A 14,878-nucleotide genomic window follows, 5' to 3' on the forward strand; every position below is an offset into this window, starting at 1 on the left:
GCTATCCGACCTGCGGATCGCCCTTCGTGTACGTCAGCCGCTCGACGGCCCCGGGCTGGAAGTCGTCCTCGATCTTCTTGCCGTTGACGTACAGCTCTATGGCACCGGCGTCGCCGAGGACGAGGTCGACCTTCTCGTTGTCCTGGAAGGTCTTGGAGTCGCCCTGGTCGAGCAGTCCGTCGAAGAGCAGCCGGCCGTTGTGGTCCTTGGCGGAGATCCAGCTCCGCCCGTCGCTGGCGCTGACCTTGACGGTCACCTTGTCCGCCGGCGCGGCGGCGATGGCGCTGTCGCTCGGCTTGGGGTCGGCGGGCTTCTTGGGCGCGGCGCTGGAGGAGGCGGAGCGGCCGGACGAGGGCTGGGCCCCCTCGGCCACGCTCGCCTCGTGGCCGCCGTCGTCGCCGCCCTTGACGAAGGTGAAGCCCACGAAGCCGACCACGGCGACGATGGCGGCGACCATGGCGGCGGTCCAGTTGGGGCCGCGCCGCTCGGGACGGATGCGCTCCGCCTCGAACAGGGGCGCGGCGGGGGTCGGTGCCGGGCGTCCCCCGTGCTGGGCGTCGAACTGGGCGAGCAGTTCGGCCGGATCGAGCCCGACGGCCTTGGCGAGGGTGCGGATGTGACCGCGCGCGTAGACGTCGCCGCCGCAGGGCGCGAAGTCGTCCGCCTCGATGGCGTGCACGATGGCGATGCGGACCCGGGTGGCGGTGGTGATGTCGTCGACGGTCAGCCCGGCGGCGATCCGGGCCTGTTTGAGGGCGCGGCCGACGGAGGGGCGGGCTTCCTCGGAAACGTCTTCGGGGACGCCGTGGGACACGTCTTCGATCGGACGCTCGTCTTCGGGGGAGATGCCGTTGGACACGGGGGCGCCTTTCGAGCGTTTAGCCGCCTGTGCTGGGCGTTCAGTCTAGGAGGGGTGCGAAGGGGTGGGGCAACCGGGCGGTACGACCTTTACGCCATCGGAATGGCCCGGAACCCCGATGGTGGCCCATCTGTCGGTCACTTCCCTCAACTTGACGTAGGGCATGGGGAAACGGTTGCTCAATGATCCCTAACGGGTGAGTCACGATCGGCCGCCCGGCCGCCGTGTCCCTCCGTCGGCGGAACCCTTCTCCTACCCGCTCCTATCCCTCGGACTCCCCCCGGATCACCGCGAGCACGCCGTCCAGCTCGTCGGGCTTCACCAGAACGTCCCGCGCCTTCGAACCCTCGCTCGGTCCGACGATGCTCCGCGACTCCATCAGGTCCATCAGCCGCCCGGCCTTCGCGAAGCCCACGCGCAGCTTGCGCTGGAGCATCGAGGTCGACCCGAACTGTGTGGAGACGACCAGCTCGGCGGCCTGGCACAGCAGGTCGAGGTCGTCGCCGATGTCCTCGTCGATCTCCTTCTTCTGCTTGGTGCCGACCGTGACGTCGTCGCGGAAGACCGGCGCCATCTGGTCCTTGCAGTGCTGGACGACGAGCGCGACCTCCTCCTCGGTCACGAACGCGCCCTGCATACGGGTCGGCTTGTTCGCGCCCATCGGCAGGAAGAGGCCGTCGCCCTTGCCGATCAGCTTCTCGGCGCCGGGCTGGTCGAGGATGACCCGCGAGTCGGCGAGCGAGGAGGTGGCGAAGGCGAGCCGCGAGGGCACGTTGGCCTTGATCAGACCGGTGACGACGTCCACGGAGGGCCGCTGGGTGGCGAGCACCAGGTGGATGCCGGCCGCGCGGGCGAGCTGTGTGATCCGCACGATCGCGTCCTCGACGTCGCGCGGCGCCACCATCATCAGGTCGGCCAGCTCGTCCACGATCACCAGCAGGTACGGGTACGGCTGGAGCTCGCGCTCGCTGCCCTCGGGCGGCTTGACCTTGCCCTCGCGCACCGCGCGGTTGAAGTCGTCGATGTGCCGGTAGCCGTAGGCGGCGAGGTCGTCGTAGCGCAGGTCCATCTCGCGCACGACCCACTGGAGCGCCTCGGCGGCCCGCTTCGGGTTGGTGATGATCGGCGTGATCAGGTGCGGGATGCCCTCGTACGCGGTCAGTTCGACGCGCTTGGGGTCGACCAGGATCATCCGGACGTCCTCCGGGGTGGCCCGCATCATGATCGAGGTGATCAGGCAGTTGATGCAGGACGACTTGCCGGAACCGGTGGCGCCCGCGACCAGCATGTGCGGCATCTTCGCCAGCGAGTGCATGACGTAGCCGCCCTCGACGTCCTTGCCGAAGGCGACCAGCATCGGGTCGTCGTCCTCGGCGGACTCCGCGAGGCGCAGGACGTCGCCGAGGTTGACCATCTCCCGGTCGGTGTTGGGGATCTCGATGCCGACCGCGGACTTGCCCGGGATCGGGCTGATGATCCGCACGTCGGGGCTGGCGACGGCGTACGCGATGTTCTTGGTCAGCGCGGTGATCCGCTCCACCTTGACGGCGGGGCCCAGTTCGACCTCGTAGCGCGTGACCGTCGGTCCGCGGGTGAAGCCGGTGACGCGGGCGTCGACCTTGAACTCGGTGAAGACGGTGGTCAGCGAGTCCACTATGGCGTCGTTGGCGGCGCTGCGTGCCTTGCCGGGGCCGCCGCGCGTGAGGGAGTCGAGGGACGGCAGGGAGTAGGTGATGTCGCCGGAGAGCTGGAGCTGCTCGGCTCGCGGCGGCAGGTCGCGCTCCTTGGGCAGCGGTGTCTTCGTCAGGTCGGGGACGCCGCCGCCCGCCGGTGCCTCCTCGGGCGTCCTGGCGGCGTCCTTCTTGAGCTTCCCCGGCTGCGGACGCGCCGCGGGCACGGGGGTGGGGGTCGGCGTCGTGGACTCGCGGTCCCCCGTGCTCACGCCCTGGGTGAGGTCGGCGACCAGCGGCGAGGGCGGCATCCCGTGCAGCACGGCGCCGTCGAGCGCGGCGGCGGCCGCGGCGGCGACGTCCACGGCGTCCATCGACCGGTTCATCTCCGGCTGCGGCACGGCGGAGCGCCGGGGCCTGCCGCGGCGCCTGAGCGCCTCCTGCTCGGCGGCGTCCGGGTCGTACGGCTCGGCGGCGGCCGGCGTCCCGCGCCTGCGGGGCCGGGCGGGCAGCGCCTCGCGCCACTGTTCGTCGTAGCGCTCGTCGTCGTCCGTGTAGCCGTCGGCCTCCGGGTCGTGGACCACGCCGAGCCGCACCCCGAGCTGCCGCAGCCGCTGCGGGATCGCGTTGACCGGGGTGGCGGTGACGACGAGCAGCCCGAAGACCGTGAGCAGCACGAGCAGCGGCACGGCCAGCACGTCGGTCATCGTGTACGACAACGGGGTCGCCGCGCCCCAGCCGATCAGACCCCCGGCGTCCCTTATCGCCTGCATGCCCTCGCTGCGGGCCGGTGAGCCGCAGGCGATGTGCACCTGGCCGAGCACGCCGACGACGAGCGCGGACAGGCCGATCACGATCCGCCCGTTGGCCTCCGGCTTCTCGGGATGCCGGATCAGGCGTACGGCGACGGCGCCGAGCAGGATCGGCACGAGCAGGTCGAGGCGGCCGAAGGCGCCGGTCACGAGGATCTCGACGAGGTCGCCGACGGGTCCCTTGAGGTCGGCCCAGGTGCCCGCGGCGACGATGAGCGCGACGCCGAGCAGCAGCAGGGCGACGCCGTCCTTGCGGTGGGCCGGGTCGAGGTTCTTGGCGCCCTGCCCTATGCCGCGGAAGACGGCGCCGACTCCGTGCGCGAGGCCCAGCCAGAGCGCTCGCACCAGCCGGTAGACGCCTCCGGTGGGGTTCGGAGCCGGTTGGGGCGCGGGCTTCTTCGCCGCGGCCTTCTTGGCGGGCGCCTTCTTCGCGGGTGCCTTTTTCGCGGCGGCCTTCTTGGCGGGACCCTTCGCGGGAGCGGCCGCCTTCTTCGCGGGCTGCTTCTTGGCTGCGGAGGGACGTGAGGCCATGGGTCCGAGGTTACCGGGGGAGGCGGCCGTCGACACGTGTGCCTACCGCTTCACCCGTTCGTGTCGCCCCCGAACGGTGACAGAACTGACGGCTCCGGTACCGCGCCTGACAAGCCCTCACCGAGGCGGCCCCGCAGACGGCTGCGCCGGACCGGCGGGCCGCCGTACGGAGCCCCGCGCGGCACCAGGGGGGCGAGGACCGTCAGTTGACGGCGGCCTGGCCTCCGGGGGAGCCCGGCTCCAGGGCGTCCAGCGCCCGCCGCAGGCCGGTGAGCTTGCGTTCCAGGTGGGCGGCCGTCGCCACCGCCGCCGCGTCCGTCGACTCGTCGCCGAGCTGCTTGGACAGCGCCTCTGCCTGCTCCTCCACGGCCGCGAGCCGCGCCGACAGTTCGGCGAGCAGCCCGGCAGGTTCCTTGGCCTCGCCCGCCTCGGCCTTGCCGTTGCCCTCGAGCTGGAGCCGCAGCAGGGCCGCCTGCTCGCGCAGTTGGCAGTTCTTCATGTACAGCTCGACGAAGACCGAGACCTTGGCGCGCAGCACCCAGGGATCGAACGGCTTGGAGATGTAGTCCACCGCCCCCGCCGCGTACCCGCGGAAGGTGTGGTGGGGGCCGTGGTTGATCGCGGTGAGGAAGATGATCGGGATGTCCCGGGTCCGCTCCCGCCGCTTGATGTGCGCGGCGGTCTCGAAACCGTCCATGCCCGGCATCTGGACGTCCAGCAGAATGACCGCGAAGTCGTCCGTGAGCAGTGCTTTGAGCGCTTCCTCCCCGGACGATGCCCGCACCAGCGTCTGATCGAGCGCCGAGAGGATCGCCTCCAGCGCCAGCAGATTCTCCGGCCGGTCATCGACCAGGAGGATCTTGGCCTTCTGCACCATGGCCCGCCCTCCTCGCCCCGGCGTGGGGCCTCCCCTGTCCACAGGACTTGGCACGGCACCGGCGGGTGCCGCCCCCGGGGACGGCTCCCTTGCGCCGTCCGTCCTTGTGCCGGTCATCGTAGCCGCACCCCGCCTGTCGCCACACCCTGTCACCGTGATGTCACTGTGCTCGTAGCGGAAACGCGGCGGGAGACCAGAAGGTTCCCCGTTTCCCGTGTTCCTACACGGCTTCGGGCACGCCGGGCCGCGACCGCGCGTGAGCCCGGAGGTTCCCGCCGTCGGCACGCACTCCACGTTCGCACACCGTCCGAGCGAGCCGCACGGAAGGTGCCCGAACGTGCGAGGACACCGTGCCCGAAGGTACTCCGGACCCGCAGACCGAACGTACCGGCCGCTTCCCGGCGGCTCCCGCCGGCTCCGCCGTGCTCACTCCTCGTGCATCCACTGCTGCATCACCGTCAGCAGGTGGTCGGGGTCGACGGGCTTGGTCACGTAGTCGGACGCGCCCGACTCGATCGCCTTCTCCCGGTCGCCCTTCATCGCCTTCGCGGTCAGCGCGATGATCGGCAGACCGGCGAACTGGGGCATCCGGCGGATCGCCGTGGTCGTGGCGTACCCGTCCATCTCGGGCATCATGATGTCCATCAGGACGACCGCCACGTCCTCGTGCTGCTCCAGGACCTCGATGCCCTCCCGCCCGTTCTCGGCGTACAGCACGGACAGGCCGTGCTGTTCCAGGACGCTGGTGAGGGCGAAGACGTTGCGGATGTCGTCGTCCACGATCAGCACCTTCTGCCCGCCGAAGCGGATCCCCCGGCTGGACTGCGGCGCCGGCTCCTGCCCCGCGTCCGTCTGCCGCTCGCGCGCCCCCGGGGGCTGTTCGGCCCCGGCCGGCCGGCGGCGGTGCCGGAACAGCGTGGCCGCTCCGTTCGGTGCCTTCTGGTACGGCTTGGCCTCGTCCGTCGCCGCGCTCTCCGCAGCCGGGAGTTCGGCCGCGGCACCGGAGGACGCCGCCGGCTCACCGTCCTCCGCCGAGGGCAGCGGCTGCTGGTACCCGTGGGGCGGCAGCTCGCTCGGGTGCAGCGGCAGGTAGAGCGTGAACGTCGAACCGCGGCCCGGCTCGCTCTGCGCGTGGATCTCACCGCCGAGCAACTGCGCGATCTCCCGCGAGATGGACAGCCCGAGCCCCGTACCGCCGTACTTGCGGCTGGTGGTGCCGTCGGCCTGCTTGAACGCCTCGAAGATCACCTGCATCTTGCTGGCCGCGATCCCGATGCCCGTGTCGCTCACGGAGAACGCGATCAGCTCGCCGTCCGGGTCGGTCATCGAACCGGCCTCCAGCAACTGCTCCCGGATCGCCTGCGGAACCTCGTCCCGGGCCGGCCGGATGACCAGCTCGACCGAGCCCGAGTCGGTGAACTTCACCGCGTTGGACAGCAGGTTGCGCAGCACCTGGAGCAGCCGCTGCTCGTCGGTGTGCATCGTCGCGGGCAGCCCCGGCGACACCCGCACCGACAGGTCCAGGCCCTTCTCCGCGCTCAGCGGCCGGAAGGTGGCCTCCACGTAGTCCACGAGCTGGACGAGCGCGATGCGCGTCGGGGAGACGTCCATCTTCCCCGCGTCGACCTTCGACAGGTCGAGGATGTCGTTGATCAGCTGGAGCAGGTCGGAGCCCGCGCCGTGGATCGTCTCGGCGAACTCGACCTGCTTCGGGGTCAGGTTCGCGTCCGCGTTGTCGGCGAGCAACTTGGCCAGGATCAGCAGGGAGTTGAGGGGCGTACGCAGCTCGTGCGACATGTTGGCCAGGAACTCGCTCTTGTAGCGCATGGAGACCGCGAGCTGCTCGGCGCGCTCCTCCAGGACCTGGCGCGCCTCCTCGATCTCGGTGTTCTTCACCTCGATGTCGCGGTTCTGCTGCGCCAGCAGCTCGGCCTTCTCCTCCAGTTCGGCGTTGGACGACTGGAGCGCCTTCTGCCGCTGCTCCAACTCCTCCGAGCGGTCCCGCAGTTGCTCGGTCAGCTCCTGGGACTGCTTCAGCAGCACCTCCGTCTTGGTGTTGACGGAGATCGTGTTGACGCTGGTCGCGATCATCTCGGCGATCTGGTTGAGGAAGTCCTTCTGGATGTGCGTGAACGGCGTGAACGACGCCAGCTCGATGACACCGAGCACCTGCCCCTCGAACAGCACCGGCAGCACGATCACCTGCGCCGGCGGGGCCTCGCCGAGCCCGGAGGAGATCTTCAGGTAGCCGGTCGGCGCGTTCTCCACCAGGATCGTGCGCTTCTCCTTGGCCGCGGTGCCCACCAGCGCCTCCCCCGGCCGGAACGAGGTCGGCATGGACCCCATCGAGTAGCCGTACGACCCGAGCATCCGCAGCTCGTACGCGTCGCCCTCGGCACCCGCCTGCTCCTGCCCGTCGACCAGCGGCATGGCGAGGAAGAACGCCCCGTGCTGCGCCGAGACCACGGGGGTCAGCTCGCTCATGATCAGCGAGGCCACGTCCTGGAGGTCCCGGCGGCCCTGCATCAGGCCCGAGATCCGCGCCAGATTGCCCTTGAGCCAGTCCTGCTCCTTGTTGGCGATCGTGGTGTCGCGCAGGTTGGCGATCATCTTGTTGATGTAGTCCTGCAGCTCCGAGATCTCGCCGGAGGCATCCACGTCGATCTTCAGGTTCAGGTCGCCGCGGGTCACCGCGGTCGCCACGCGCGCGATGGCCCGTACCTGCCGGGTGAGGTTCCCGGCCATCTCGTTCACCGACTCCGTCAGGTCGCGCCAGGTGCCGTCGACGTCCCGCACACGGGCCTGACCGCCGAGCTGGCCCTCCGTGCCCACCTCACGGGCGACGCGGGTGACCTCCTCGGCGAAGGAGGAGAGCTGGTCGACCATCGTGTTGATGGTCGTCTTCAGCTCCAGGATCTCGCCGCGCGCGTCGATGTCGATCTTCTTGGTCAGGTCGCCCTTCGCGATCGCCGTGGTCACCATGGCGATGTTGCGCACCTGGCCGGTCAGGTTGGACGCCATCTGGTTCACCGACTCGGTGAGGTCCTTCCACGTCCCCGACACGCCCGGCACCTGTGCCTGGCCGCCCAGGATGCCGTCGGTGCCCACCTCGCGGGCCACCTTGGTCACCTGGTCGGCGAAGGACCGCAGCGTCCGCACCATGGTGTTGAAGGTGTCGGCGAGCTGGGCGACTTCGCCGCGCGCCTCGATCGTCACCGTCCGCGTCAGGTCGCCGTTGGCGACGGCCGCGGCCACCTGGGAGATGTTCCGCACCTGGACCGTGAGGTTCTTGGCCATCAGGTTGACGTTGTCGTTGAGGTCCTTCCAGATGCCCACGACGCCGGGCACGCTCGCCTGGCCGCCGAGGATGCCCTCCGTACCCACCTCGCGGGCCACCCGCGTGACCTGCTCGGCGAACGACGAGAGCTGGTCCACCATCGTGTTCACGGTCGTGACCAGCTCGAGGATCTCGCCCTTGGCGTCGACGGTGATCTTCTTCGACAGGTCACCCTTGGCGACCGCGGTCGTCACCTCGGCGATGTTGCGCACCTGCAGGGTCAGGTTGTTGGCCATGCCGTTCACGGACTGCGTGAGGTCCTTCCAGGTGCCCGAGACGCCCTGCACCTCCGCCTGGCCGCCGAGGATGCCCTCGGTGCCCACCTCGCGCGCGACCCGCGTGACCTCCTGGGCGAACGAAGAGAGCTGGTCCACCATCGTGTTCAGGGTGTTCTTCAGCTCCAGGATCTCCCCGCGCGCGTCCACGGTGATCTTCTGCGACAGGTCGCCGCGCGCCACCGCCGTCGCGACCTGCGCGATGTTGCGCACCTGCGCGGTGAGATTGCCGGCCATGCCGTTCACGGAGTCCGTCAGGTCCCGCCACACGCCCGCGACCCCGGGCACCTGGGCCTGCCCGCCGAGGCGGCCCTCGGTACCCACCTCGCGGGCCACCCGCGTGACCTGCTCCGCGAACGACGAGAGCTGGTCGACCATCGTGTTGATGGTGTTCTTCAGCTCCAGGATCTCGCCGCGCGCGTCGACGTCAATCTTCTGCGACAGGTCGCCCCGCGCCACCGCCGTCGTCACCTGCGCGATGTTGCGCACCTGCGAGGTGAGATTGCCGGCCATCGAGTTGACGGAGTCCGTCAGCTCCTTCCAGGTCCCCGAGACGCCGTCGACGCGGGCCTGACCGCCCAGGCGGCCCTCCGTGCCCACGTCCCGGGCCATCCGCGTCACCTGGTCGGCGAAGCTGGAGAGCTGGTCCACCATCGTGTTCACGGTGTTCTTCAGTTGGAGCATCTCGCCGGAGACGTCCACCGTGACCTTCTGCGACAGGTCGCCGTTGGCCACCGCCGTCGTCACCTGGGCGATGTTCCGCACCTGACCGGTGAGGTTGCGGAACGCGGTGTTGACGGAGTCGGTGAGGTCCTTCCAGGTCCCCGCGGCCCCCGGCACCTGCGCCTGACCGCCCAGCTCGCCCTCGACGCCGACCTCGCGCGCCACCCGCGTGACCTCGGCACCGAAGGCGGAGAGCTGGTCCACCATCGTGTTGACGGTGTTCTTCAGCTCCAGCATCTCGCCGGCCACGTCCACGGTGACCTTCTGCGACAGGTCGCCGCTGGCCACGGCCGTCGTCACGGCGGCGATGTCGCGCACCTGTGTGGTCAGGTTCCGGAAGACCGTGTTGACCGAGTCGGTGAGGTCCTTCCAGATGCCGGCCGCGCCCGGCACGTTCGCCTGCCCGCCGAGCTGTCCCTCGCCGCCGGTCTCGTTCGCCACCCGCGTGACCTCGTCCGCGAAGATCCGCAGCGTCTCGGTCATCTGGTTGATCGTCTCGGCGAGCTGCGCGACCTCGCCCCGGGCCGGCACCGTCACCTTCTTCGACAGGTCGCCGTTGGCCACCGCCGTCGTCACGTGGGAGATCTCCCGCACCTGCGCCGTCAGGTTCCCGGCCATGGTGTTGACGGAGTCCGTCAGCTCCTTCCACACCCCGGCCACACCCGGCACCCGCGCCTGCCCGCCCAGGGCGCCCTCGGTACCCACCTCGCGTGCGACGCGCGTCACCTCGGACGAGAACGCCGAGAGCTGGTCCACCATCGTGTTGACGGTGTTCTTCAGCTCCAGCATCTCGCCGGCCACGTGCACGGTGACCTTCCGGGACAGATCGCCCTTGGCCACGGCCGTCGTCACCAGCGCGATGTCCCGCACCTGCGCGGTGAGTCGGTACGCCATCGTGTTGACGGAGTCCGTCAGGTCCTTCCACGAACCCGACATGCCGCGCACCCGCGCCTGACCGCCCAGCTTGCCCTCGGTGCCGACCTCGCTGGCCACCCGCGTGACCTCGTCCGTGAACGTCGACAACTGGTCGACCAGGTTGTTCACGGTCCGGCCGACCTTCAGGAACTCACCGCGCAGCGGCTGCCCGGTGCCCTCGTCGCTCTGCGTCCGCAGCTCCATGCGCGGCGACAGATCACCGTCCGCGACCGCCGACAGCACCCGGCTGACCTCGGAGACGGGCCGCACCAGGTCGTCCACCAGCGCGTTCGAGTGGTCGATCGCGGCCGCCCAGGACCCCTCGCAGGCCCCGGTCTCCAGCCGCTCCGTGAGCTTTCCCTCACGTCCGACCACGCGCCGTACCCGCGCCAGCTCGCCCGTGAGGTGCAGATTGCGGTCGGCCACCTCGTTGAAGACCGCCGCGATCTCCGACATCACGCCGTCGCCGGACACCGTGAGCCGCCTGCGGAAGTTGCCCTCCCGCATGGACACGAGCGCCGCGAGCAGCCTGTTCAGCGCCGCCGTGTCCACCGTCGTACTGCCGGTCCGCGCACCGCCGCCCCGCGACTTGCCCTGGTTACTCAGGGACTGTCCGCCTTTCGCGCGCGTCTTCGTGGCCCGCGTCGCTGCGCCAGACTCCACTGTGTCCCTCCCGCGGGGGTCGACCGATACCGCTGTGCCCGGCCGCCAGCACTCGGCGGACCGGCTTGTGCCGCCCATGTCCCGACACCGCCGGGCACTCCGCGGCCCGGTGCTCCGGACCGCTCCAGGGGCTGCTGCCCACCCGACTCGGCGCGCATTCACCTGCCCGGACCTTCATAAGCAGCCTGCCCAGTGTTTCACCCCGGCCGAACCAGGCCATAACAGTTCGGCAGCTTCGCACATCGTCCGCACACCCTCTGGGCGGAAACACTGCAGACCGGCATCCGGATGGACGGCGAAGGTAAGTAACCTTGCACACGGCTGTCCAGCCGAACCGGTCCGTCCGGTCTGGGCGGTGGCACGGAGACGAGCGGCATCGGAGGGGCGGCCGGAATGACCACCGGACTGATCCCGGGGGAGCAGCCCCCGGATCCCGGGCCGACGGGTGGACTGCCACAGCAGCGGCACGAGCCGGTCGGCCATGAGGCCGTGCACGGGGAGAGAGGGTCGGGGAGTTCTGTGATCACCGCGCGCGCGGCCGCCAGCTTCGAGCCCGTCGGGCGGTCCGTGGCGAGCGCCCGGTCCTTCGTCCGCGACACGCTCCAGGGCTGGGGCCAGGCCGACATCGTCGACGACGCCGTGGTGCTCACCAGCGAACTGGTGACCAACGCCGTGGTCCACGCCGGCACCACCGCGGACGTGGTGTGCCTGCGCAGCGACGACGGCGTACGGATCGAGGTCGCCGACCACTATCCGGAGCGCGAGGTCCCGCTCCAGGGCTCCCCCGCCACGATGGGCAGCCTCGACCGCGAGGGCGGCCGCGGCCTCCAGTTGTGCGCGGCGCTCGCCGACCGCTGGGGCGTGGAGTACACACCCACCCTCAAGAACGTCTGGTTCCACCTCCACCTGCCCGAACGCCCCGTCGGCACCCGTGCCGCCGGCCCCTCCCTGCCGGCCGCCCTGCTGCCGCTCGCCGACGGCCGGGTCCGCGTCGCCGTCGTCCAGATCGACCGCACCGGCGCCGTCACGTCGTGGAACGAGGACGCCGAGGAACTCTTCGGCTACTCCCCCGACCAGGTCACCGGCAAGCCGCTGACCGACCTGGCCGCCTGGCCGCACACCCCGGGCACCAGCACGGGCATCGCCGAGGCGCTCCAGCTCTCCCGCTGGGAGGGCAGCTACGGCATAAGGGGCGCCGACGGCCGCGTCACCCCCGTCTACGCCTCCCACCTGCGCGTCCGCGACGCCGATGGCGAACCCTCCACCGTCTGCCTCCTCGTGCGCGACCATGAACGCGCGGTGCTGCAGACCCCGTCGCGCGGGCCGGCGGCCTCCGACTCCCCGGCCTCCGAGGGCCAGAGCGCCGACCCCTTCGAGGTGTTCATCGGCTCCCCCGCCCCGGACGACCTCGACGGCCTGCTCCAGCGCACCGTCGAACGCGCCCGCGACATGCTCGACGCCGACGCCGCCTTCCTGCTCCTGGCCACCGACGACGAAACGGAGCTGGAGGTCCGCGCCTCCACCGGCCTGCCCTCCGCCCGCCAGCGCTTCGCCCGCGTCCCCGTCGAGGCCGGCCCCGGCCGCTACGGCTCGGCACGCATGCCCGCCGTCCACGACGACCTGGAAGCCGTTCCCGGCGCCGTCCCGCTGCTCAACAGCACGGGCATGCGGTCGGTCGTCACCGTCCCGCTCAAGGTCGAGGGCCGCCTCACCGGCTCGCTCGGCGTCGCGGCCGAGGCCCCCGGCCGGTACTCCAACGAGGAGGCCCTGCGCCTCCAGTTCGCGGCCGACCGCATCGCCCTGGCCGTCGAGTCCGCACGGCTCGGCGAGCTGGAGCGGCTGCGCCGGGGCTCGCTCAGCTTCCTCGTCGAGGCTTCCGACCTCCTCGCCGGCACCCTGGACCGCGACCAGACACTGGCCCTGATGGCCCAGATGACGGTCCCGACCCTGGCCACCTGGTGCGCCGTCTACACCATCGCCGACCAGTCCTCGGACCCTTACCTCTCGTACGTCCTGCACGAGGACGAGGAGCTCATCGACGGCATCAAGTCCCTGCTGTCGAAGATCGCCCCGCCCGACCCGGTGCCCACCCCGGGCGCCCGCGTGTGGACGGCCCCCGCGGAGATGGCCCACCAGGCGGCGCTGCGCACCTCCATGCGCGACCTCGGCCTCAGCGGCGGCACGCCCCAGCCAGTGAGCACCGGCATCGGCCCGTCCCTCGCCACCGCCTCCGCCGTCGGCGGCGAGACCGTCGTCCTGCCACTGGTCGCCCGCAACCGCGTCATCGGCATGCTCACCCTCGGCAAGCCCACCGACGACCACTTCCGCCAGGAGATCCTGGAACTCGCCGAGGACCTCTCCCGCCGCGCCGCCCTGGCCCTGGACAACGCCCGGCTGTACTCGGAGCGCACGGCCATCAGCCAGTCCCTCCAGCGCAGCCTGCTGCCCCCGGAACTGCCCGTCGTGGACGGCGTCGAGGTCGACGTCATCTACCGCGCGGCCGGCGAGGGCAACGAGGTCGGCGGCGACTTCTACGACCTCTTCCCCATCAGCGACGACGCGTACGGCTTCGCCATCGGCGACGTCTGCGGCACGGGTCCCAACGCGGCGGCCGTCACGGGCCTCGCCCGGCACGCCCTGCGGCTGCTGGCCCGCGAAGGGCTCAGCGGCCCGGCGGTCCTCCAGCGCCTCAACTCCGCCATTCTCGACGAGGGCGCCCGCAGCCGCTTCCTCACGCTGCTGTACGGGGAGATGCGCCCGCGGCAGGACGGCAGCGCCGAGCTCAAGGTGGTCTGCGCCGGCCACCCGCTCCCGCTCCGCCTGCGCCAGGACGGCACCGTCGAACCGGCCGCGGAACCACAGCCCCTCCTCGGCGTCATCGAGGACCTGGAGCTGTACGAGCAGACGGTCACCCTGGATCCGGGCGACGTCCTGCTGTGCGTCACCGACGGCGTGACCGAACGCCGGGAGGGCACACGCATGTTGGGCGACGACGGCCTCGCCGACGTCCTGAAGACCTGCACGGGCCTGACGGCCGGCGCGGTGGCCGCCCGCATCCTGCGTGCGGTGGAGCGTTTCGCGTCGGACGCCCCGTCCGACGACATGGCCATCCTCGCGATGCGCGTCCCGGAGCCCCAGGCGGACTGACATGCGAAAGGCCCCGCCCGATTGGGCGGGGCCTTTCTTTTCGGAGCCCCCAAACGGAATCGAACCGTTGACCTTCTCCTTACCATGGAGACGCTCTGCCGACTGAGCTATAGGGGCCTGTCGCTTTTTGAGGTTTCCCTCGCGGCAACGGAATAGATCATACCCCGAACAAGCCGGTGCTCCCAACCACGGATGTGCCGTCAGTGGGCGGGCTGCAGCAACCCGCCGAGCGCATTGCAGGCGGACACGATCCGCTGCATGTCCCGCTTGGTCAACGCGGCCTCGACGGGCAGTGCGAGCGTCTCGTCGACGGCCCGTTCCGTCTCCGGCAGCGCAACGCACCGCCGGAACCCGGGCATCCGGTGTACCGGTACCTTTACCGGCACCCGGCATTCCACGCCCCTGGCCCGCACCGCACGGGCGAACGCGTCCCGGTCCGGCCGTCCGTTCCCCGGCACACGCACCACGTACTCCTGATAGGTGTGCCCGTCGCCCCACTCGGGCGTCCGCACACCCCTCAACTTCCCGTCGAGGTAGGCCGCCCGCTGCCTGCGCCGCGCTATCTCCTCGTACGGCGCCTCGGACTCGCTGTGCTCCAGCACCAGCAGTCCGTGCCGCTGTCCAATGCGGTGCAGCGTTCCCATGTCCGCCGGCCGGCCGAAGCGGTGCACCACGACCACGGCCGCGGTGCGAGGCGTCAACGCCGCCTCCACCAAGGCGGGGTCCAGGCAGTACGTCGCCGGGTCTATGTCGGCGAACACCGGCGACGCGCCCACCAGGGCCACGGCCTCGGCGACTTCCACGTTCCCGAAGGCAGGTACGACGACCTCGTCACCGACGCCCACGCCGGCGGCCCTGAGCATTGCTGCAGTACCCATACATGGGATGGTCCGGGCGGAACGTGAACTCGAAGTGACAGAAAACAAAAAAGGGCTGGTCCCGGAACCGAAGTTCCGGGACCAGCCCTTCTAATAATTGTTCGGCGGCGTCCTACTCTCCCACAGGGTCCCCCCTGCAGTACCATCGGCGCTGTAAGGCTTAGCTTCCGGGTTCGGAATGTAACCGGGCG

The 14,878-nt window shown here is 70.6% G+C and carries 6 protein-coding genes, 1 tRNA gene and 1 rRNA gene; 1 reads left to right on the plus strand and 7 read right to left on the minus strand.

Annotated elements, in window-relative coordinates; genetic code table 11:
• Position 1: 1 nt before the first annotated feature.
• From IG88_RS0110500 to IG88_RS0110515, 4 genes are all read right to left on the minus strand, one after another.
• The gene (locus tag IG88_RS0110500) at positions 2 to 859 is read right to left on the minus strand and encodes a helix-turn-helix domain-containing protein (protein WP_031037952.1); all 858 of its coding nucleotides are present in this window, start codon (positions 857 to 859) and stop codon (positions 2 to 4) included.
• A 262-nt stretch (positions 860 to 1,121) separates the two neighbouring features.
• Positions 1,122 to 3,872, minus strand: coding sequence for a DNA translocase FtsK (locus IG88_RS0110505; RefSeq protein WP_031037955.1), 2,751 nt, complete (start codon positions 3,870 to 3,872; stop codon positions 1,122 to 1,124).
• Between the two features lie 202 nt (positions 3,873 to 4,074).
• Positions 4,075 to 4,749 (minus strand): response regulator, encoded by a 675-nt coding sequence (locus IG88_RS0110510; RefSeq protein ID WP_030402665.1) that lies wholly within the window; start codon positions 4,747 to 4,749, stop codon positions 4,075 to 4,077.
• 426 nt (positions 4,750 to 5,175) lie between these two features.
• Entirely contained in the window at positions 5,176 to 10,662 is a 5,487-nt protein-coding gene (locus IG88_RS0110515; RefSeq protein ID WP_031037958.1) for a HAMP domain-containing protein, read from the minus strand.
• Positions 10,663 to 11,055: 393 nt separating this feature from the next.
• Here IG88_RS0110515 and IG88_RS0110520 point away from each other — a divergent pair, with 393 nt between their 5' ends.
• Complete coding sequence (locus IG88_RS0110520; protein WP_031037961.1) at positions 11,056 to 13,809, plus strand: SpoIIE family protein phosphatase; 2,754 nt, start codon at positions 11,056 to 11,058, stop codon at positions 13,807 to 13,809.
• 44 nt (positions 13,810 to 13,853) lie between these two features.
• On the opposite strand, the gene IG88_RS0110525 is transcribed toward IG88_RS0110520, so the two are convergent.
• The 3 genes from IG88_RS0110525 to rrf all read right to left on the minus strand — a co-directional run.
• A tRNA-Thr gene (locus IG88_RS0110525) sits at positions 13,854 to 13,926 on the minus strand.
• Between the two features lie 83 nt (positions 13,927 to 14,009).
• Positions 14,010 to 14,672, minus strand: coding sequence for a DegT/DnrJ/EryC1/StrS family aminotransferase (locus IG88_RS0110530; protein ID WP_031037964.1), 663 nt, complete (start codon positions 14,670 to 14,672; stop codon positions 14,010 to 14,012).
• A 114-nt stretch (positions 14,673 to 14,786) separates the two neighbouring features.
• Positions 14,787 to 14,878 (minus strand): 5S ribosomal RNA (gene rrf, locus IG88_RS40210); the annotation flags it as partial.

The sequence above is a fragment of the Streptomyces sp. NRRL F-5650 genome (assembly GCF_000721365.1).
GTDB lineage: Bacteria > Actinomycetota > Actinomycetes > Streptomycetales > Streptomycetaceae > Streptomyces > Streptomyces ardesiacus.